This window comes from Anaerococcus vaginimassiliensis, assembly GCF_900626155.1.
Lineage (GTDB): Bacteria > Bacillota > Clostridia > Tissierellales > Peptoniphilaceae > Anaerococcus > Anaerococcus vaginimassiliensis.
The window spans coordinates 311673-333724 of record NZ_LR130844.1 but is presented as its reverse complement, the minus strand read 5'-3'; the positions used below and the strand labels follow the sequence as shown (position 1 = coordinate 333724).

Annotated in this window: 18 protein-coding genes and 1 other annotated feature (1 of these 19 only partly in view); of the genes, 12 read left to right on the top strand and 6 right to left on the bottom strand. The window is 36.0% G+C overall.

From position 1 onward, the window contains the following. Positions 1-197, bottom strand: a binding site (T-box leader) (it extends 33 nt beyond the left edge of the window). 67 nt (positions 198-264) lie between these two features. The 4 genes from E0D87_RS01810 (at position 265) to E0D87_RS01795 (ending at position 4108) form a co-directional block, all read left to right on the top strand. Continuing rightward, positions 265-765, top strand: coding sequence for a transcription repressor NadR (locus tag E0D87_RS01810; protein WP_130819135.1), 501 nt, complete (start codon positions 265-267; stop codon positions 763-765). Between the two features lie 450 nt (positions 766-1215). Beyond that, complete coding sequence (locus E0D87_RS01805) at positions 1216-2217, top strand: PTS sugar transporter subunit IIC (protein ID WP_130819134.1); 1002 nt, start codon at positions 1216-1218, stop codon at positions 2215-2217. 110 nt (positions 2218-2327) lie between these two features. Further along, positions 2328-3116 carry an Mrp/NBP35 family ATP-binding protein gene (locus E0D87_RS01800; RefSeq protein ID WP_130819133.1) on the top strand — a complete coding sequence of 263 codons (789 nt, stop codon included), beginning with the start codon at positions 2328-2330 and terminating at the stop codon, positions 3114-3116. A gap of 8 nt (positions 3117-3124) precedes the next feature. Continuing rightward, positions 3125-4108, top strand: a complete 984-nt coding sequence (locus E0D87_RS01795; protein WP_130819132.1) for a DUF1002 domain-containing protein — start codon at positions 3125-3127, stop codon at positions 4106-4108. A gap of 62 nt (positions 4109-4170) precedes the next feature. On the opposite strand, the gene E0D87_RS01790 is transcribed toward E0D87_RS01795, so the two are convergent. The 6 genes from E0D87_RS01790 to E0D87_RS01765 form a co-directional block, all read right to left on the bottom strand. Then, positions 4171-5937: an ABC transporter ATP-binding protein gene (locus tag E0D87_RS01790; RefSeq protein ID WP_130819131.1), complete on the bottom strand. Its 1767-nt coding sequence runs from the start codon at positions 5935-5937 to the stop codon at positions 4171-4173. Next, positions 5927-7795 (bottom strand): ABC transporter ATP-binding protein, encoded by a 1869-nt coding sequence (locus E0D87_RS01785; protein WP_130819130.1) that lies wholly within the window; start codon positions 7793-7795, stop codon positions 5927-5929. The genes E0D87_RS01790 and E0D87_RS01785 overlap by 11 nt, the downstream gene beginning before the upstream one ends. Beyond that, positions 7779-8975 (bottom strand): ArsR/SmtB family transcription factor, encoded by a 1197-nt coding sequence (locus E0D87_RS01780; protein ID WP_165442719.1) that lies wholly within the window; start codon positions 8973-8975, stop codon positions 7779-7781. Before E0D87_RS01780 ends, E0D87_RS01785 begins: the two co-directional genes overlap by 17 nt. A 189-nt stretch (positions 8976-9164) precedes the next feature. Then, positions 9165-10004 (bottom strand): hypothetical protein, encoded by an 840-nt coding sequence (locus E0D87_RS01775; protein ID WP_130819128.1) that lies wholly within the window; start codon positions 10002-10004, stop codon positions 9165-9167. 94 nt (positions 10005-10098) lie between these two features. Beyond that, on the bottom strand, positions 10099-11349 hold the full coding sequence (gene tyrS, locus E0D87_RS01770) for a tyrosine--tRNA ligase (RefSeq protein ID WP_130819127.1): 1251 nt from the start codon (positions 11347-11349) through the stop codon (positions 10099-10101). Positions 11350-11608: 259 nt separating this feature from the next. Continuing rightward, positions 11609-12988, bottom strand: coding sequence for an alanine/glycine:cation symporter family protein (locus E0D87_RS01765; RefSeq protein ID WP_207278251.1), 1380 nt, complete (start codon positions 12986-12988; stop codon positions 11609-11611). Between the two features lie 239 nt (positions 12989-13227). Here E0D87_RS01765 and metG point away from each other — a divergent pair, with 239 nt between their 5' ends. The 8 genes from metG to E0D87_RS01725 all read left to right on the top strand — a co-directional run bounded on the left by metG (position 13228) and on the right by E0D87_RS01725 (position 21627). Continuing rightward, positions 13228-15171: a methionine--tRNA ligase gene (gene metG / locus E0D87_RS01760; protein ID WP_130819126.1), complete on the top strand. Its 1944-nt coding sequence runs from the start codon at positions 13228-13230 to the stop codon at positions 15169-15171. Then, positions 15171-15932 carry a TatD family hydrolase gene (locus tag E0D87_RS01755; RefSeq protein WP_130819125.1) on the top strand — a complete coding sequence of 254 codons (762 nt, stop codon included), beginning with the start codon at positions 15171-15173 and terminating at the stop codon, positions 15930-15932. The genes metG and E0D87_RS01755 overlap by 1 nt, the downstream gene beginning before the upstream one ends. After that, on the top strand, positions 15929-16459 hold the full coding sequence (gene rnmV / locus E0D87_RS01750; RefSeq protein WP_130819124.1) for a ribonuclease M5: 531 nt from the start codon (positions 15929-15931) through the stop codon (positions 16457-16459). Before E0D87_RS01755 ends, rnmV begins: the two co-directional genes overlap by 4 nt. Beyond that, on the top strand, positions 16456-17298 hold the full coding sequence (rsmA, locus tag E0D87_RS01745; protein WP_130819123.1) for a 16S rRNA (adenine(1518)-N(6)/adenine(1519)-N(6))-dimethyltransferase RsmA: 843 nt from the start codon (positions 16456-16458) through the stop codon (positions 17296-17298). The genes rnmV and rsmA overlap by 4 nt, the downstream gene beginning before the upstream one ends. Before the next feature lie 35 nt (positions 17299-17333). After that, positions 17334-17564, top strand: coding sequence for a glutaredoxin family protein (locus tag E0D87_RS01740; protein WP_004835723.1), 231 nt, complete (start codon positions 17334-17336; stop codon positions 17562-17564). A 139-nt stretch (positions 17565-17703) separates the two neighbouring features. After that, on the top strand, positions 17704-19137 hold the full coding sequence (locus E0D87_RS01735; protein WP_130819122.1) for a UDP-N-acetylmuramoyl-L-alanyl-D-glutamate--2,6-diaminopimelate ligase: 1434 nt from the start codon (positions 17704-17706) through the stop codon (positions 19135-19137). After that, positions 19134-20342, top strand: coding sequence for an aminoacetone oxidase family FAD-binding enzyme (locus tag E0D87_RS01730; RefSeq protein ID WP_130819121.1), 1209 nt, complete (start codon positions 19134-19136; stop codon positions 20340-20342). The genes E0D87_RS01735 and E0D87_RS01730 overlap by 4 nt, the downstream gene beginning before the upstream one ends. Next, positions 20335-21627 carry an NAD(P)H-dependent oxidoreductase gene (locus tag E0D87_RS01725; RefSeq protein WP_130819120.1) on the top strand — a complete coding sequence of 431 codons (1293 nt, stop codon included), beginning with the start codon at positions 20335-20337 and terminating at the stop codon, positions 21625-21627. The genes E0D87_RS01730 and E0D87_RS01725 overlap by 8 nt, the downstream gene beginning before the upstream one ends. Positions 21628-22052 lie beyond the last annotated feature (425 nt).

Genomic DNA, 22052 nt, shown 5'->3' with positions numbered 1-22052 from the left:
TTAGTATACCTCACGATATACATCTCAATAAGTACAATCATACTCTCTTGCTATAACGGGCAAGCCCCGTCGCCAGATCAAATATCCCCGACAAAACTCCAAGTCTTTATTCGCCAAAGTTTGCAATACCCATTCACACCAACCAGGGCTCTCTTTATAGCAAATGCTTTGGTTACTTATCTCATCAAAGTTGTTAAATATATATTACAACAAATAAATAAAATGTCAAATATATTTTTGAGGTACAGTGATATAGAGGTTAATATGGAAATTAAAAATAGACAACTAGAAATAATAAAAATATTACAAAATGAGAAAATGCCAATATCAGGAGGAAAACTTGCCCTCATGTTTCATGTAACTAGGCAAGTTATAGTTAAAGATATTTCAATATTAAAGGCAGAAGGCTATGAAATAATATCCACCAACAAGGGTTACAAGCTAAATGATAAGGAAAAAATCACTTTTATTATAAAATCAACCCACGATGATAGTAGGATAAAAGAAGAGCTAAATACCATAGTTGACGGAGGAGGAAGGATAGTTGATGTTTTCGTAAACCACAAGACCTACGGCACTATTAGAAAAGATCTCGATATCAAATCAAGAAATGGAGTAGACTCTTTTTTAAAATCCATAGATCAAGCAACTCCCCTAAAAAACCTAACAGAAAATATTCACTACCACACAGTCGAAGTAAATACCTATGAGGATAAAAAGATCATAGAAGAAAGGCTAAGAAATAAGGGTTTTCTAATAGATTAAGAAGAAACATAAAAGAAAATAAAGCAAGTAGGGTATTTTTCTGGATTGGTTAAATACAAGTAATTACTTATGTGAAATATGTAAGTTGATTTGTTTATAAAAACCTGCAATTAATACATTTTGATTATATAAAAATCAACCATCAACTTGCCTAGAAATTAAGATTTTAGTTAAGAGCATTAATATGTAGGCATAGTTAAGTTCTAATAATAAGTACTAATGTAAAATATAAAATATCAACTTACTTAGAAATATAAATTTTAGTTATGAAGGCTTATTTTTAAGTATGTAGACCGTAGTCAGGTTTTAAGAAATAAGTACTAATTTTCAAATCTTAAACTATTGATTGTAATAAACCTCCAAAATTTATGAACAATAAAACAAAACTTCATCCGTTGTATATACAACGGGGAATTTTTGTGTTAGAATAAGGTTATTGGAGGAAAGAATATGGATTATTTACGAAAAAAAGGAATTAATTTATCTTGGAGAACTTATTTTATTGATTGTTTGGGGGCGATGGCATTTGGTCTTTTTGCCTCTCTTTTGGTAGGCACTATCCTAAATAGTCTAGGTCAAAGCTTACATATAGCTTATTTTACAGATAGACTTTGGCCTATCGCCCAAAAGGCAACAGGAGCAGCTATCGCTGTATCTATTGCTACATCTCTTAGTGCTCCAAATCTTGTGCTTTTTGCATCAACTATTGTTGGTATTGGCGCCTACGAGCTAGGTGGTCCTGTGGGAGTTTTCCTAGCTACCATTTTTGGAGTAGAGTTTGGAAAGCTAGTCTCTAAATCAACCAAGCTTGATATCATAGTCACACCTACTGTAACTATAATTGTCGGCTTATTGGTTGGCGATTTGATTGGCCCATATGTAAGCTCCTTTATGACCGCTATCGGTTTATTTATAATTAGAGCGACAGAGCTTAGACCGTTTTTTATGGGAATTGTTGTATCTGTTACCATTGGTATGGGTCTTACTCTTCCTATATCATCAGCAGCAATCTGCATGATGCTTTCCCTAAGTGGTCTTGCTGCTGGAGCGGCAACCGTGGGGTGCTGTGCTCAAATGGTTGGCTTTGCGGTAATTTCCTATAAGGATAATGGTATCGAGGGACTTTTCGCCCAAGGTCTTGGGACAAGTATGTTTCAAGTTACAAATATTATCAAAAATCCACGGATTTGGCTACCACCAACTCTAGCAAGTGCAATTATTGCGCCTATTTCTACCATTGTTTTTAAGATGGAAAATACTCCCTTGGGTGCGGGCATGGGAACAAGTGGTCTTGTGGGCCAGATTGGAACAATAAATGCTATGGGAATCGAATCTTTACCTACAATTATTCTAATCCAAATCCTTCTACCTGCCCTACTTTCTTTTCTAATATATGTTATTTTAAAGAAAAAGGGTCTTATAAAAGATGGGGATTTGAAAATTGATTTTTAGGTGATTTTATAAAAATGCTCCTACTTAACATATGGACAATTCAAAGTATAATACTAGAGTATATGTAGACTAGGATTATAATCGTCTATAAAAATTTAAAAGGAGCAAATATGCAAAAGAAAAATATAAATTTAGATAAATTCAAGATCAATCTCCATGATGGATCTTCTGTAGGAAAAGTTATTGCAGTTATGAGTGGTAAGGGTGGAGTAGGCAAATCTTCTGTTTCTTCACTACTTGCAAGTGAGCTAAACAAAAAGGGTCACAAGGTTGCAATCTTTGATGCAGATATCACAGGTCCATCTATACCAGAAGCTTTCGGCATAGATGAGCCAGTTAGAGGTACTAAAGAAGGAATCATGAATCCAGCCGTAACTCGTGATGGTATCAAGCTAATTTCTGTAAATATGATCCTTCGTGACAAGACTGATCCTGTTGTTTGGAGAAGCTCTATTGTAACAAATGTATTGAAACAATTTTATACAGATGTGGATTGGGGAGAGATTGACTATATGATAGTTGATATGCCTCCAGGAACTGCAGATGTTCCACTAACAGTATTCCAATCACTTCCAATTGATGGGGTAGTGGCAGTTGCAACTCCACAAGGATTAGTAGAGATGGTTGTTGAAAAATCAATCAAGATGGCTAAGATGATGGGTAAAAACATTATCGGTCTAGTAGAAAATATGTCCTACTTCGAATGTCCAGATTGTGGTAGCAAGCACGAAATTTTTGGTAAGAGCAAACTAGATGAAGTAGCTAAAAAATACGATATAGATACTTTAGCCAAACTTCCAATCAACCCGGAAGTTGCAGAGAAAATTGACTCAGGTCTTGCAGAAGATATCTCAATGCCAGAGCTAAGTCCAATCATTGAAAAAATCGAATCACTTTAGGAGATAAAATGAAAAAGAGACTATTACCGGCCTTGATGGCTCTAGCAATTCTTATTCCTTCCCTATCTTTTGCCGAAGGATTTGAAAATTCTAAAGATGATATTATCTACGGAGTTGCCCTAACAGAAGATGAGATGGATATAGTTGATAAGAAGGTGGGAGCTGATAGAAAAGAGTCAAATGTTTCTTATGTAGACGGCTCAGATCTTGAAAAATATCTAGGATACGGGGCGCCAGATTCCAATATGATTTCTTCAGTTTTTGTAAAGAGAAACAATAAAAAGGGCGTCGCAGTTGAAATTGTAACTAAGGATAATATTACAGAGATAACAGAGGGTCAATACGCCAATGCAGCTATTACTGCAGGTATCACCTCTGCAGATATTTTGGTTGCAAGTCCTAGACCTGTTACGGGAGAATCTGCCTTGGTTGGAGTATATAAGTCAGAAGAGCTTCGTGGCAATAACCTAGACAGCGACAGGACCAGGCTTGCCCAAGAGGAGCTTGAAACAGTAAGCGATATTTCTAATGAAAACGAAGGCAAGGATAACTTTGATACAGAAAAGCTAGATACAGTTGTAATTGAAGTAAAGAAGAAACTTGCTGATTACAAGGAAGAAACTGGAGAAACTGCCTCATCTGATCAAATAGCAATCTACATTAAAGATGCCCTAAACAATGTAAACATGGGCGATATCCTTTCAAACAACAACATCCAAGTTTTGGTAAACTACTTTGAATCCTACCAAAACACTTCTGCCATAGATAGTGCTGAGGTAAAAGAAAATCTCACAAAGCTTGCAGGCGATATCACAGATAAGGCTAGTAAGTTTTATAATGACAACAAGGATAGCATAGATCAAGTAGCACAAGAAGCCAAGGATAGTGGTCTATGGGAAAAAATCGTAGAATTCTTTAGATCAATCTTTGATTCAATAACAGAAGCCTTCTCAAATAGCTCAGAAGATACAAACGCTACAGAAGGTCAATAATAAATAAAACCACAAAGCTAATACCCTCACATGATTTGTAAGGGTATATGGCTTGTGGTTTTTTATTGGTAATATTTGGCTTGGGACTTGTAAAGTCTTGAGTAAATATTATCTGTTTTCATCAAGTTTTGGTGTGAATCGAAAGCCTTTATTTTCCCATCATCTAGGACTAAGATCTTGTCAGTAAATCTTGAAGAGCTCATCCTGTGAGAGATAAATATGGCAGTTTTGCCCTTTGTCATTTGATTAAACTGTTCGTATATGGCACTTTCTGCCAGAGGATCTAGAGATGCTGTTGGCTCATCTAGGATAATTAGGTCTGGATTTTGGTAGAGACATCTCGCTATGGCAAGCTTTTGCTTTTGACCTAGAGAAAGGTCTGTTGCATTTTCGTAGATATCCTTGTTCATATAAGTATCTAGGCCATTTTCTAGGGCTGAGATTTTCTCATCTAACTTTATTTCTCTTAGAATATTATCAATCTTTTCATAATCTAAATTATTAGCTCCAATAATATTATCCCTTATGGTAAAAGGCATAATGGAGAAGTCTTGGAGGACGGCAGATATTTTCTTATAGAGAGATTTTTTGTCTATATTTTTGATATTTTCACCATTGTAGAGTATTTCGCCTTCGTCTATATCAAAAAACCTCGCTATAAGTTTGACTATAGTAGTTTTGCCTGCGTTATTGATACCAACTATGGATATTTTCTCGCCTTTGTTTATCTTAAAGGAAATATCATCAAGGACGAGTCGGTCACTTCCTGGATAGGCAAATGATACATGTTTAAATTCCAAGTTTTCGAAATCACCAGCCTCTCTTAAACTTTTTTCCTCATCGCTATCTAACATAATAAATTCGTACAAGGGAATAAGATTTGCAAGGCTTATGGCAAAACCTGCTGTCTCAGAGAAGATATCTTGAAATGATTTCATAAATTTTTCATTAGCAGAAATTATCGCAGAAAATTCTCCAAAACCTATCTGTGCTCCCCAGCTATCTGTTAGAGTTCTCATAGAGACATAAGTATAGGAGGTAAGCCTAAGGATTGATTCTAGAAAAATCTTAATAGCCTCGATGTTTGCCTCGTAAGAAAATCTCCTTTGAAATCTTTCTGTCATCATACTTAGATAAGTCCTAGTTTTTGCCTTTATTAGACCTCCCAAATCATAGGCCCTAATTTCCTTTTGGTAGCGAGGGCCAGCCATAAGGGAGAAATAATAAGAAAACCTTCTATTGACTCCAACTATCTCTAGGTCAAACTTTTGGGTGTAGGCTGACTCTTTAATATTTATCCCTATGATAAGTAGGGAGATTAGGATTGAAATACCAACCAAAAGGGGCGAGAAGTTAATTATAACTATGGCTGTAGCAAGGATTGTAGAAATACAGGTAATAATTTTCTTTAGGCAAAAGAGCATTTCGTGGATTGCTCCCATATTTATGGCGGCATTTGCCTTCTCCTTTAGGTCAAGGGTGTGGGGGTTTTCTATATCTTGGTAGGTTAAATCCATGGCTTTTTTGGCAAGCTCAAAGGAAAGATAATTGTTTATCCCTTGGCGTCTAATAAATTCTAGCCTGTTTAATAACTTTTCCATACTTTGAAGAATAATCTTTCCTAAGACTAGTAAGATTATAATATTTATGAAATCACGAGCTGGTCTTGGCTTTGTGATTTGGTCTATGAAAATCATTGGTACGAAGACATTTATCATGGTAGATGCAGCTGGAACTAGGGCGTTTAGGATGATTATTGGGATATAGAAAAGGTCATTTTTAGCGGTAATTTTTGTAAAGAGCCAGAAAGCCTTGATTTTATTTTTCATTTTCGCTCTCCTTGTAGTATTTTCTTTGAGATTCGTACATTTGTTTGTAGAGACCATCTCTTTTTAAAAGCTCATCGTGAGTCCCGTATTCGGAAATTTTCCCACCGTCAAGAAGCATAATCTTGTCACAAAATCTAGTAGATGCAAGCCTGTGAGAGATAAATATAAGAGTTTTGCCTTCACTTATCTTATCTAGGCGGCTGTAGATTTTTTCTTCTGCCAAGGCGTCAAGAGCTGCAGTTGGCTCATCCATAATTAGGGCATAGGAATTTTTCTTATATAGGGCACGGGCAATGGCAAGTTTCTGGTTTTCTCCACCTGAAAATAAAGTTCCATCTTCCTTGATATTTTTAGTCATTTGCGTATCAATTCCATATGGAAGTTGATCTAATTTGTAGGAAAGTCCCGCCTTATCTAGGGATTCTATTACCCTATTTCTGTCGATATTTATATCAGTTCCAGCTACATTTTCTGCTATGGATACTGCGAGAGGTTCAACATTTTGAAGGACTGTAGCAAAGGCAGCGTATCTTTTTTTAAGATCAAGATCTTCGCTATCTATGTCATTTATATAAATTTTGCCACGAGTTGGTTTATATAGACCGAGAATTAGGGAAACTATGGTAGATTTGCCAGCTCCATTTACTCCAACAATTGCGACTTTTTCCTTTTCTCTTATTGTAAAGGAAAGATCTTCCAAAACATTTACATCGGATAAGGGATAAGAAAAACTTACATGACTAAACTCTATAGACATAGGAGCATTTATTTCTCTATCACCATTATCTGACTTTAAATCAGCCCTTAACATATCGAAGCCATCGCTTACATATAGGAGATTTGATCTAGTTTCGCTAATGTTTATCACAAGGTTTGAGATAACTTGGCTATAGATTGCAACAGAGGTAATCATTAGAGTTAGACTTTTTAGACTAATCTCATTTGCAATTATTTTTCCTGTAAGAAAATAGAAAGCTAAAGCCTCGATACTAACTAAAACCACTGCAAGGACAGGTGATAAAAGGATCTCAGGTTTGATAAACTTCCTTGATATAGAAATCACATCTTCTACTAGGGGTTTGAATCCTTCTATAAACTTATCCTTGAAGGAAAATAGTCTAATGTCCTTGGCAAAGCGAAAGTCACTCGCCTCGCTATAATATGAATCAGTTTTTCTCCTGACCTTATTTAGCTCACCCATGTGAGAGTGTCTGTACTTGTCAGTATAAGTTCTTATTTTTAGTTGAATAAGGATTGATATTAGGGCAAGGATAAAAATAAGGGGAGATAATCTTGCCATAATGACAGAAATTATTATAAAGGAAACAAGGTTAGCAAGTAATGGGTACATTGCGTGATAGACTCCCTCAAGACCTTCGTTGTTACTTTGAAAACATTGAAAGCCTCTGGTAAATTCTCCCATAAACATGGCATTTTCCCCTAGGCCGTAATCCATTTCCATTATAGAATCACTTGCATCTGTAAAAAGATTTAGCCTTGTATCCATGTATGTCGCATAGGTTCTAAGCTCTATTTGTTTGGAAATCATAGTTGAAATAAAAACAAGTAGACAGTAGCTGATAATCGTAAGAATCATCGTCCTAAAGTCTGTGTTTTTACTTATCAAATCCACCAGATAGTACATAATAAAAGCTTGGATTACTGGAATTATACCAGCAGCTATTGGATATATTACTAGGCTAAGTTTTATCTTTGGATTATCCTTAAAGGGAAGATATGCCATTTTTAAAAGCTTCATATTAGATAGCTTTTCATCTCTAAGGTAGGATTTTATATCCTTCTCATTGCTTAGGCTCTGGGCGAGATTTTTCTTTAGTTTCTTAAGATTTTCTTTCATAATTTTCCTCCTTCAAGTCCTTGGAAAAGTCTGTAAGTGAGTCTATGACATTGTCAAAACCAGCCTTTCTTAGGTAATAATAAGTCTTTCTACCAACCATGTAAGAGCCAACAAAACCACAAATTTGCAGTTGATTCAAGTGATAAGAAAGGGTCGCGGGTGTTATAAAAAGCTTGTCAGAAAGCTCCTTGGCGTAGTAATTATCCTCTTTTAACAAGTCCAAAATATCTATCCTAGTATCATCGCCTAGGACCTTTAGGATTTGACTGTGATATTTTAGGCTGTCTCCTTCTTCTTTACTTAGGCTAAAATACATGCCGATTTTTACAAAACTTTCAATTATATCATAAGAATAGAATTGTATCATGGAGCTATGAGGTGCAAATATTAGCGTATACACTTCGGTAGGTCTCTTCCTTTTTTGGAAGAAATCACTAACTCCAACCTGATCAAAAAGCTCTCCAATAACCTTATTAGAATTATCTTCCAAAGCCTCGGTTTTTTCTCTAAATAAATCGTTGATTAGGTCTAAATTATCATCCATAATCTCACAAAGAGTTCTAATTAGTGGATAAAGCCTATTAAATAAATCCTTGGTATTTGTAAAGAACCTAACTAGTTCCATAGTTTCTCTGTCTGTAAAGGAAGTTTTTGCAAGGAGGGGGAGGAGATCTATATTTTCTGCCCTAGCTATAAAGTCCTCGTAGCTGTCTACATCAGAAAATTCCTTGTCAGAAAAATCTACTCCTATAAGCTTGTAAAAGAAAATATTATATAGCTTCTTAAAATACTCGTAAGCGAAATCTTCAATGGATGAGACTGTGATATTTTGAAAAATTCCTGTCAAAAATGGGAAATAATCAGGGTCGTTTTCCTCGTAAATTCTTGCCAAGGTTAAGATATCTTGGTTGTTATTTTTAAAGAAACTCTCAAGATGAGGGAAAGATTCTTTCTTAACAGTCATGACAAAGTCTCGGTAGCTCTCATCATATGAATGCCTGTCACTTATTAGACTTAACATTTTGTTTTCACTGAAGTTTCGTCCGGCGATAGATTTGTGAAAGGGAACTTTTTCCTTGTTACTAGCACTAAGCCATTGGGTGTAGGTAAAAATTAGTAATCCTGCCTCATTTACAAGTAGGATATTTTTATTGATATCAAAATTATAAGTGTGTGTCATAGCTTCTCCTATATTAGATATGTATCTAAATAAAATATATAACATTAGATTGGTATTTGATTAACTTAATTATAAGACAATACATATCTAATATCAATAGATTTATATTTGATATTAATCTAATATAGCAAATAAAAAAAAGAGCAGCTCTTAGGCTACTCTCATATATTTTTTAATATACTAGAAATATTAATTATCAAAATCTTGCATAAATTCTTCCATTTTTAATAGATCATTGTCCTCGTCTACTATATTGTCATAGTAGTTACCATTAGTTGTATTCAAATATTGAAGACAATTAGCTTTTACATCTTTAATATCTGATTCAGTTTTATATGCTAATACCATAAGGAAATCATATAAGTTTCCTGTACCTTTTTCTTCATATCTACCAGCTATGCGAAAACTATAAGGATATGAATTGCCATCTAGGTCTTTAATTTCCTCACCACTATACATCGACACTTGCCATGATGAAGATGGTGCAAATCCTTTTAGTTTTTTCATTTCTGCTTCTTCAACAAAGTTTTGACTAGCAGTCTGTACATATACTTTATTTTCATCTAAGAAATTTTTCTTTTCTTTTCTTTTTTCTTGATTTTCAAAACTATATCTTTCTACAGCAGCATCACTTAAAGCACGCATTTTATTTTGAATTTCTTCAACTGTCATATTATAATTTGGGGCTATTTCTTCTAAAATGTCCTCTTCTGGACGATCAACATCAGCATTTAGATGGTCCATAATTTCATTGTAAAATTTATAATCTTCATCTGATATAGTTTTATTATTTTTTATATTAGATTCTTGATTAATTTCATTTTTACTCAATTGGGATTCTGCTCCTTCAGACTTTTGATTATTTGAATTCGAAATGTTTTTATTGGTCTGGGAAGCTGTATTATTACTTTCTTTTTCAGGTGGATTTATTATATTGCCAATTGCTCCTAACACAAATAAAACAGCGATAATCTTAAACCATGTCTTTTTATAAAATGGTTTTTTATTAGGTTGATTCATGTTATTCATATTTTCCTCCGATAGTATTTTATATATTACATATTATATCATACATATAAAGAATAAAAAAAGAGCAGCCCTTAGGCTACTCTATGTGATATTTTTAGGCAAGTTCTACCTTGTGGAAGTTTTTCTTACCTTTTTTGATTATTATTCTTCCATCTTCAAAGATATCTTCTGTTACTTCGAAGGATGGGTCGGTGATTTTTTCATCGTTTATGGATACACCACCTTGTTTTATTATTCTTCTAGCTTCGCCGTTTGATTTTGTTAGGCCAACTTCTGTCATTAGTGCAAGAAGACCCTGTGGGAGATTTTCTTTTTCTATAGATGTTGTTGGCATAGCAGATTCGTCACCTTTGCCTGAGAAAAGTGCCTTGGCAGCTGCTAGGGCTTCGTCTGCTTTTTCCTTGCCGTGAACTAGTTTTACTACTTCGTAGGCTAGAGTTTCTTTTGCTTTGTTTATATCCTTGGCATCTGTAGCTGACCCTAGTCTCTTACATTCTGCTGTTGGTAGGAAGGTTAGTTGAAGGAGGAATTTCTCCACGTCTCTGTCATCTACATTTCTCATGTATTGGAACATTTCGTAAGGACTTGTTTTTTCTTCGTCAAGCCATACAGCTCCCTTTTGAGATTTACCCATTTTTACCCCGTCTGCAGTTGTAAGTAGGGAGAAGGTCATGCCGTATGCCTTGCCGTTTTCTTTTTTCCTTATTAAATCAACTCCGCCGATGATGTTTGACCATTGGTCAGATCCACCCATTTCAAGGGTTACTCCATCGTCCCTGTACATTTTTAGGAAGTCATATGATTGAAGGAGCATGTAGGAGAATTCGAAAAAGGTTAGTCCGCCTGCTGCCATTCTGTTCTTGTAGGCGTCTTTTTTGATCATTTCATTAACTGAAAATTCACTTCCTACATCTCTTAGAAAGCTTACAAACTCAAGGTTTAGTAGCCAATCTTTGTTGTTTAGCATAGTCGCTTTGCCATCTGAAAAGTCTAAGAATCTTTGGAATTGTTTATAGAAACATTCTGCATTGTGGTCGATTCGCTCTTCTGTCATGACTTGTCTCATGTCGCTTCTACCTGATGGATCACCTATTAGGGTTGTTCCTCCACCAAGAAGGGCAACTGGTTTGTGGCCGTAGTTTTGCATTCTCATCATTACCATGATTTGGATGAGGTGACCTACTGTTAGGGAATCTGCTGTAGCATCGAAGCCACAATAGAATTTGACTGATTCATTTTTTAGAAGTTCCTTTAGTTCTTCTTCGTTGGTTGCTTGTTCGTAGTAGCCACGATCTACAAGCTCGTCAAATATGTTGTCATATTCTTTCTCGTAAGTAAATTTCATAGTATATCCTTTCGTTATTAAAAATAAGTACAAAAAAAGAGCATAAAAGCGCAAATTTTGCGGTACCAGCTTTTTTTATACTCAGCGCCTAGGATAGACTCTAGGCAGGTCTTAAACAAAATGAAGTGTACTTGGGCTCTTGTTATTTCAAACAAGGCTTACTTTGTTTCATTGTAAGTTTTATTCTAAAATTAATATACACGAAGATAAAGATAAAGCAAGGCTTGGATAATCTTCCAAGCCTTAGTTTAACTTAATATTAAAGTTTATATTCTTTATCTCTTTTCCATACTGGATCGCTAATACCGTTTTTTAGTTGATCTTGGTAGTCATTTAGAACAAATTTTACATCCTTAAACAAAAGCACCAAGCTAATTACGTTTATGAATACAACTATACCGACAAATACATCTATAAAGCCCCATACAAGCTCAAGATCCATCTGAGTTGCAACTAAAAACATGATAAAAGCTATTATCCTATAGATCCAAAGAGGAATCTTGTGTTTATCCTTAAAGATTAGAAGAATATTACTCTCACCATAGAATAAATCTGCTATTAGGGTTGTAAAACCAAACATAAGCATAGCGAAAAATACTAGCCATCTGCCAGGAACTCCCATCAAAGTTTGGAAGGCATCTTGCACAAGGGTGATACCAGCACCGCTATTAGGTGCTCCGACAACTCCAGTTAGTAGAAGAGCAAAGGCAGATAGAGAGCAGATTATAATAGTTGTAACAAAAGTACCGAACATTCCAAGAAAACCTTGCTCTGCTGGGTGTTTTACATCTGCTGCCGCATGCATTATACCTGCTATACCATTACCAGCGTCATTTGAAAATAGACCACGAGCGACACCTTGTCTAAAGGCATCCATCACAGTGTGACCAACTAAACCACCTGCCGCAGCTTGTGGTGAGAAGGCGCTTTTAAAGATCATAGCTAGTACAGCTGGAAACTTCGTAATATTTGTAACTACAATGATTAGAACAACTACTATATAGGCAAGAGCCATAATTGGAACAACCTTTGATGAGAAATCTGTTAGTCTCTTAACTCCACCTACAGTTATGAAAAACGCCGCCAAAGTAACAGCTATCCCTGGAATGATTGGATTTAGGTCAATTACACCTGTAAAGGCTTGGCTGATAGAGTTTGATTGCATAAAAGCAATACAAAGTCCAACTCCTAGAATATAGAAAAATGCTGTAAATATTCCAAATCCACGAGATTTAAGTCCAAACTGTACGTAATAGGCAGGACCACCCCTGTAGGAGCCATCGTCAAGCTTTACCCTATAGATCTGACCTAAAACTGTTTCTGCAAATGTGATTACCATTCCAAGCAAGGCTGTAATCCACATCCAAAATATCGCTCCAGGTCCACCAAAGGTAAGGGCAGTTGCAACTCCAACCAAAGATCCCGTTCCTACTTGTCCACCAACTGCTGTAGCAAGGGCAGCAAAACCACTTACTCCGTCATCATTTTTAAGATTCTTCTTTATAACTTTATTTATCAAACCTGCATGTCTAAATTGTGGAAAGCCAAGTCTTATAGAATAATAAAGTCCTACTGCAAGCAAGACATATCCTATAACGTTTGCCCACATAAAGTCAGCAGCTTTTAGTATAAAATCCATACTTCCTCCTATGTAAATTCTTATGTAAATTTTGAAATACCCTATTAGTATATAAAATAACAAACAATATTTCAAGTTTTTTTATATATTTTTAATATATGTGCTGATTGTGAAGAATAAAAAATAAATATAGTATGGATTATATATAAGTGGAAAACCCATTAAAGGCTAATGAATTGTAAGACGTTTTGAAGTATGATAAAACTAGTATATTCATTTAGAATTATGAAAGGATAATTATGACAGAGAAAAAACATTATTATATTACAACACCGATATACTATCCAAACTCTAACCTTCATATCGGTAATACTTACACTTCAGTTATAGCTGATGTACTTAAAAGATATAAAAATTTATTAGGATATGATACCTACCTAACAACAGGAACAGATGAACACGGACAAAAGATCATGAAATCAGCAGAAGCTTCTGGCGTCGACCCTCAATCTTTTGTAGATAAGATTGCATCTGAAACAATTGACCTTTGGGAAAAGCTTGAGATTGACTATGATACTTTTATTAGATCTACAGAAAGCCAACACGAAAAAGATGTTGAAGAAATATTTACTAAACTTTACGAACAGGGAGATATCTACAAGGGAGAATACAAGGGATATTATTGTACACCTTGTGAGACTTTTTGGAGTAAATCTCAACTAGAAGATGGCAAGTGCCCAGATTGTGGTAGGGATGTAGAATACCAAGAAGAAGAAACATATTTCTTTAGACTTTCAAAATATACAGATAGACTAAAAGAATTATTCAAAGACCACCCAGACTTCCTAGAGCCTGCCTTTAGACAAAAGGAAATGTTAAACAACTTCATTGACAAGGGACTTTCTGACCTATCAGTTACTAGAAATACCTTCGATTGGGGAGTTGATGTTCCATTTGACAATGAACATGTTGTATATGTGTGGATAGACGCCCTTTCTTGTTACCTATCTGCCATAGGCTATGGAGATGATAGGGAAAAATTTGAGAAATATTGGCCAGCAGGAGTTCACCTTATAGGAAAAGATATAGTGAGATTTCATACTATAATCTGGCCAGCTTTACTAATGGCGCTTGATCTTCCATTACCAGAGAAGGTATTTGCCCATGGATGGATTCTTTTTGACAATGACAAGATGAGTAAGTCTAAGGGAAATATCATGTATCCAGAACCACTAGTTGACCTATATGGAGTAGATGCCCTAAAATTCTTTATGCTTCGCGAGTTTAACTTTGGATCTGACGGCAACTTCTCAGCTAGAAAGTTTATGGAAAGATATAACTCAGACCTTGTAAATGATTTAGGTAACCTAGTTTCAAGAACTACATCTATGATTGATAAATACAATGGTGGAGAGGTTAGAAAGGGATCTGTAGCAGACACATACGATGATGAACTAATAGCTCTTGCAGAAGAAACTTATACTAACTTTAACAAGCTTATGGATGAGTTTAACTTTAACGCAGCTATTGAAGCTATTTGGACTCTAATCCGTCGTGCCAACAAATATGTAGACGAAACAGAGCCATGGATTCTAGGTCGTGATGAGAAAAACTCTGATAGACTTGATAGAGTTTTATATAACCTTGCAGAAACAATCAGGATTGTAGCTCAACTAATAGAGCCATTTATGAAAAATACAACTAAGATAATATTAGAAAAAATCGGCACAGCTAACAAAGGCTTTGAATCTGCAGCTGACTTTGGTCTTTTAGAAGAAGGAGCTAGGGTAAGCAAGGGTAAAAATCTCTTCGGCAGACTAGATATAGACAAAGAACTAGTTAAACTTCATGAAGCTAATGGAGCTTTGATAGAAGAAAGATTAAATAAAACAAAGAAAGAAGAAAAGAAGGAAGAAGATTATATAGCCTTTGAAGACTTTACTAAAGTTGACCTAGTAGTAGGAAAAATCACAGAAGCTAAGGTCCACCCAGACGCTGACAAACTTTTAGTCTTTACAGTAGATATTGGAGAAGATCGCCCAAGAACTATAGTTTCAGGCATTAAAAAATGGTACGCTCCAGAAGATCTACTAGGTAAAAATGTAATAGTTGTAAGAAACCTTGCTCCAAGAAAGATGCGTGGCATAGAAAGCGAAGGAATGCTCCTTGCAGCTGACTTTGATGATGATTTAAGCCTATTATCAACCTTATCTGATATGAAACCAGGATCTAAGGTAAGCTAATGGCATTAATAGATACTCATGCTCATCTAACAGATAGTGCATTTGATTCCGACAGGCTCTTTATTATAAAGGACCTGTCGAATTTTAATGTAAAAGCAATAATAAACCCAGGATGTAATATAAAAGATTCCAAAATGGCAGTAGAGCTTGCCGAAAAATACGAAAACTTTTACGCCCAAGTCGGAATCCATCCAGAAGAGGTAGATGATTTAGGTGAAAGTGACCTAGAAATAATAGAAGAGCTTATCCAAAATCCCAAGGTCGTAGCCATAGGAGAGATCGGCCTTGACTATTATTGGAAAGATGATAACAAAGAAAAACAAAAGGAAATCTTCATCAAGCAACTTGACCTTGCGAGAAAATATAAGCTCCCAGCTGTAATTCACACAAGAGAAGTAGGAGAAGACGCCTACGAGATATTAAAAGATTACTCTGATTTAAAAATCCAAATTCATTGTTTCCAAGAGGATACCGATATGCTTAAAAAATACATGGACCTAGGTTTTTATATTTCAATCGGGGGAGTGGTAACATTTTCTAATGGGGAAAATGAAAAGCGTGCTGCAAGCCTAGTGCCAATCGAAAGGCTAATGCTAGAAACAGATAGCCCCTACCTAAGTCCAGAGCCATACAGGGGGCTTAGAAATGATCCTCGTAAAATAATAGAAGTAGCAAGAGAAATCGCCAATATCAGAGGAATGAAGCTAAAGAAACTAGAAAAAAGAACTACAAAAAATGCAGAGGAATTTTTCGGCTTATGATAAAAGAAACAATAGTAGTAGAAGGAAAAGATGATATAGCTAACGTAAAAAGGGCAGTGGATTGCGAAATGATTGCGACAAACGGCCTTAGTTTTGGGATGGATCTTATAGAAAGACTAAAGGTCATAAACGACAGGTGCGGGATAATCATCCTAACTGATCCAGACTATGCAGGCAAGAAAATAAGAGCAAGGATTGCCAAACACATTCCAACAGCAAAACACGCCTATATTGACAGGAAAAAAGCTATCAAGAAAAACGACCTTGGTGTGGAAAATGCAGATCCAGAAGTGATTATAGATGCGTTAAAGAAAGCTAAGGCCATAAATATAACTAAAAAAGAAGAATTTACCATGGCAGACTTGGTCAACAATGGTCTTTCTCTAGGAAGTGATGCCAGAGAAAAAAGAGCAAGGCTCGGAGATATGTTAGGGATTGGCTACTACAACTCCAAGCAGCTTTTATCTAAGCTAAACTCTTTTGGTATAAGTCGTGAAGAATTTGAAAAGGCGGTCAGTAAAATATGAAAAAATTATATTCACCAAAGATTGTAAAGGAAATCACAGACTTATATAGCTTTAGATTTTCGAAATCCTTAGGTCAAAACTTCCTAGTAGATAAAAACTTCGTAGACAAAATCGTGGATGCCGCAGATGTCAGTGGGAAAAACGTCATAGAAATTGGCCCAGGGATTGGAACTATAACCTATGAGATGGCAAAAGCCTGTAAAAAAGTAGTTGCAATTGAAATTGATGATAGCCTCATACCAATCATAGAAGAAAATATGGCAGAGTTTGACAATTTCGACCTGATCCATGAGGATATCCTAAAGGCAGATCTTGAAAAAATCGTAGCAGAAGAATTTGATGGCGAAAGCTTTAAGGTAGTATCAAACCTTCCTTATTATATAACAACTCCAATCATAGAAAAGCTTGTAACAAGCAACCTCCCTTGCACGGATATGACTATCATGGTGCAAAAGGAAGTTGCAGATAGGATGCTTGCCACAGAAAAAGACAAGGAATATTCTTCTCTATCAGTCTTTGTCAAATACTATGCCGACGCTAAAAAAGTAACCAACGTTCCTAAGTCTGTCTTTATGCCTCAACCAAAGATTGACTCGACAGTCCTAAAACTAGAGCTAAGAAAATACACAGATTATGTGGACGAGAAGAACCTTTTTTCTCTAATCCATGCAGGGTTTAACAAAAGGAGAAAGACAATCCTAAACTCTTTATCAGATGCTGTAGAAAAAGATAAACTTAGATTAGCTTTTGAAAAATTGGGTATAAAGGATAACCTGAGGGCAGAAAACCTGTCCCTAGATGATTTTATAAATCTAGCAAAAATAATTGAAACCCTATAGGTATGGGTATATATAGAACAGATGGAGGAGATAATATGGCAGATATTAAAATTTATACATCAAATACATGTGTTTTCTGCAAGGCAGCAAAACAATATTTCAATGACAAGGGTATTGAATTTACAGAAATGAACGTAGACAAGGACAAAGATGCAGTAGACTACCTTGTAAGCAAAGGCTACAGAGGAGTTCCAGTAATCAATATCGACGGTGAAGATATAGTAGGTTTTGACAAAGAAGCAATCGAGAAGAAACTTAATATCTAATATCAAGTCCCTTAGGGGGCTTTTTTTAGTTACATAATTTTAATAGCGGGCTTTGTGATAATGAAAGCTTGCTCTTTTAAGGTAGAATATATTACTAGATAAAAGGGAGTTACCCTAGTTTTAAGAAAGGATAATTATTTTGTTAAAATTTGAAGAAGTATTGGAAACAATAGCCTACACATCATACAAAAAGAACAACGATAAAAATATAGTAGCAGTAGCAAATAATTCCAAAGAAGTAAAGGAAGGATATGCCTTCGTTGCTATAAAGGGAAACATAGAAGACGGTCACAAGTATATAGACTCTGCCATAGGAAACGGAGCAAGCCTAATAATTCACACTGAAGATATAGCCTACAAGGAAGGAATATCATACATCAATGTGGAAGATGCAAGATGTGCCCTAGCGGAGATTTCCAATAAGCTTTCAGATTACCCATCCAAAAAGATGACTATAGTAAGTGTTACAGGATCTAACGGCAAGACAACAACATCGAGACTTGTCTACTTTTTGCTAGATGAAATTTTTGGAAAAGCTGCAAATATCGGTACAGATCTTGCCCTAATCGGTGGCAAAGAATACAGGACTTCTAACACAACCCCAACTATAACTGAAGTAAACAAGCTAATGAACATATGCGTAGATGAGGGAATGAAGTATCTAAGCCTAGAAACATCAAGCCACGGACTAGACCAAAAGAGAGTCTATGGAGTTGATATAGATTATGGGGTATTTACCAACCTTTCTAGGGAGCACCTTGACTACCACAAGACCATGGATAATTATTTTAAAGCAAAGATGATCTTATTTGACCAAGCTAAACACACAGTTGCAAATATAGATGATCCTTATGGAAAAAAGGCCAAAGAGCTTTATCCAAATACCATCACCTACGGAATAGATAACGAAAATGCTGACTATAGGGCAGAAAATGTAGTTAAAAAAGACGGCAAGATAAGTTATGAAGTTAAGGGTGTAGAATTTACCTTAAATACCATAGCTGACTATGAAGTATATAACACTTTAGCTGCCACTGCTGTAGTTTGCGATATGGGAGCAAGCCTAGAAGAAGTAAAAGAAGCTATGAAAAAGTTCACTGGAGTAGCATCTAGGTTTGAATATATAAAAAATGATTTAGGTCTAAATATAGTAATAGACTTTGCCCACACACCTTTTGCCTATGATAGTCTCTTTAAATCTGTACCAAAGGGCCATGGGACCTTTGCTGTATTTGGAGTAAATGGAGATAGAAACAAGGAATTTAGAGTATCTACTGGCAAGGCATGCGCAGATAATGATGTCTTTGCAGTTGTCACAACAGATGACCCTAAGTTTGATACCTTAGAGAATGTAAATAGAGATATAATAGAAGGAATCACAGCTAATGGTGGCAGATATATAGAAATAAATGTTAGAAAAGAAGCCATAAGATATGCTGTAACTCACGCTAAGAAAGGTGATTTTATCTTTCTATTAGGAAAAGGAGAGGAGAACTTCCTAAAACTAAAGGGTAACGAGAAAACACCTTACAGTGAAAGAGAGACTCTAAAGGAAGTTTTGGAAAGCCTATGAAAGTGTTTGTCCTAGGGGCAGGAGTAGCAGGTCTTGCCTTCGCATCAATGACTGAGGGAGTCGACATAACAGTCATAGACTCAAATGACTTTGCCGGAAGAAAGCTTTTAGCCACAGGAAATGGCAGGTGTAACTTCACCAACAAGAACTTCTCCTATGACTTTTTCCAATCTTCTAACCCAGAATTTTACAAATATGCCCTAAATAACTTCACCAATGAAGATTTGATAAAATACTTTAACGACCTAGGTATAGATACGACATCTCTACCAAGTGGTAGGTGCTATCCATCTACCATGTCAGCTAGGTCTGTTAGGGATATTTTATATCTAAAAGCTAAGGAAAATGCCAAGTTTATCTTTAATGAAAAAATAATAGACATAGACCTTGATAAAAAGCTCTTGATAGGTCAAAATAACAAGTACAAATACGATATCCTTATTCTTGCAGGAGGAGGTATAACCCTCAAAAACTCAGGATCTGACGGAACTATCTTTAAAATACTTGAAAATTATCATCCAGTAAGTAAAATCTCTTACGGCATAACAAACTACAAAACCAAGGAAAAACTATCCAAGAATGCCAAAGGATCTAGGATAAGTGCCAAAGTTTCCTTATATATAGATAACAAATTCATCAAAGAATCCACAGATGATCTAATCTTTCAATCTTATGGACTAACAGGGACAGCAATCCTAGACTTATCCAACGAGATTAGTCTTGCCCTTATGGATAGGAAAAATCCAGAACTAAGGGTGGATTTCTTCCCAACCTATACTAATGAATCCCTAAGAAATAGACTAGAAGATTTGATTAGAAAATATCCAACAAGAACTATGAGAGAAATTCTCTTAGGTCTTGTAAATGATAGGCTCATAGGAGATATCCTCTCCAAAGCCAAGATAAAAGAAGAAAAAATATCCAAAGACCTAAGCGAAAAAGACATGGATATGCTAATAAAAATCTTAAAATCTATGATTTTTCATGTAAAAGATATTAATGATAAGACAAACGCCCAAGTAAGTCTGGGCGGATTTAGGACAGATTATATCAATCCTAGGACTATGCAATCAACAATCTATGACAATCTCTATTTTATTGGAGAAATAATTGATGTATCTGGCTCGTGTGGAGGGTACAATATACAATGGGCATTTTCCTCAGCGAAAGCCTCTTCAGACACAATAAGGAGTATGAATGTTTAAGATAAATAGAAAACTAAAAGAAATGAAAGATAACGGAGAAAGCATCAAGCTTGCCATAATCGGTTGCGGCAAGATGGGCTCATCTCTAATCAGCCAACTATCAAAGATGGACGCTATGGAAGTCAAACTTGTCGTAAATAGAACTCCAAGAAAAGCCATCAAGGCACTAGTAAAGGCTGGTATATCAGAAGATAAAATAATATTTACAGATGACTATAACGAGGGCTACGAAGTATTAGAAAAAGGCTATATTTGTGTATCAACCAACTACAGACTTGCCTACAAACTCATGCAAATAAATGCCGTAGTAGACTGTACAGGAGATCCACCATTTGGAGCAGTTATAGCAAGAAAAACAATCCAATACCACAAACACATGATAACATTCAACGTAGAATGTGATGCGGTAGTAGGACCAGTACTTCACGATATGGCAAAAAAAGCAGGCGTAGTATATACAGGAATCCTAGGAGATGAACCAGGAGCAATAATCGACCTTGTAGAATATGCTTACGGTATGGGACTAGAAGTCCTAGTAGCTGCCAAAGGCAAAAATAACCCACTAGATAACGATGCAACTCCAGAAACATTAGCAGACATTGCCAAAGAAAAAGGCCTATCAGCCAAAATGCTAACAAGCTTTATAGATGGAACAAACACCATGCTTGAGCTAAACTCAGTAGCAAACGCCCTAGGATTTCTACCTGACACTCTAGGTTGCCACGGAATTGATACAAGTCCTGACACAGCAGTAGAAGACTTTAGACTAAAAGCTGACAGCGGAGTCCTATCAAGATATGGTGTAGTAGAATTTTCAAGAGGCATGGCGCCGGGAGTATTTATCATAGTTACAAGTGATCAAGAAGATGTAAGAGATCTAATGAAATTCCTAGGCTTTGGAGATGGACCAAACTACTTGATGTATCGCCCATACCATTTAACAAGCCTTGAAACACCAATAACAATCTACAAGGCAGTAGTAGAAAACGAATCAACCATAGTACCCCTTCACGGGCAAGTAGCAGACACAGTGACAATTGCCAAAAGAGACATAAAAGCAGGCGAAAGACTAGAAGGAGTAGGCTCAGGCACAGTATTAGGCAAACTTACAAGCCATGATAGATGTCTAACAGAAGACCTCCTACCAATCGCCCTAATCACAGACAAAACAAGAGCAACAAAAGATATCGAAAAAGGCACAATCATTAATATGTCCATGGTAGAACTAGACGAAACAGCCACAATAACAAGACTAAGAAGAAGACAAAACTCCATGAAATTGTAAAAATAAAGCTAACTAAAACTGACCTAAAATAGGTCAGTTTTTTTGTGGAGATAATATAGACTGTAGATTCCTCGTCGCTCCTTTAAGTCGCTCTGTCGACAGTAGTTTTAGGGTTCAGCTTCGCTTCACCTCGAAAAGCCTTGATTAAGGGCTGTCATCAGTTCACTGACGTTCACTGTGACCAGACCCATTAGGAATGACAGTATTGGAGGAATAGCAATCCGTCAAACTCGTCATCCTGAGGAGTGAAGCGACGTGAGGATCTCCAGTAGGTACTTCGGGTTCCACTGACATGCGAAGTATAGACTGTAGATTCCTCGTCGCTCCTTACAGTCACTCTGTCGGAATGACATATTTGGGGGAATGGCAATTCCAATCCAGTCATCCTTAATGGAGTTTTCAATCCGTCGAACCCGTCATCCTGA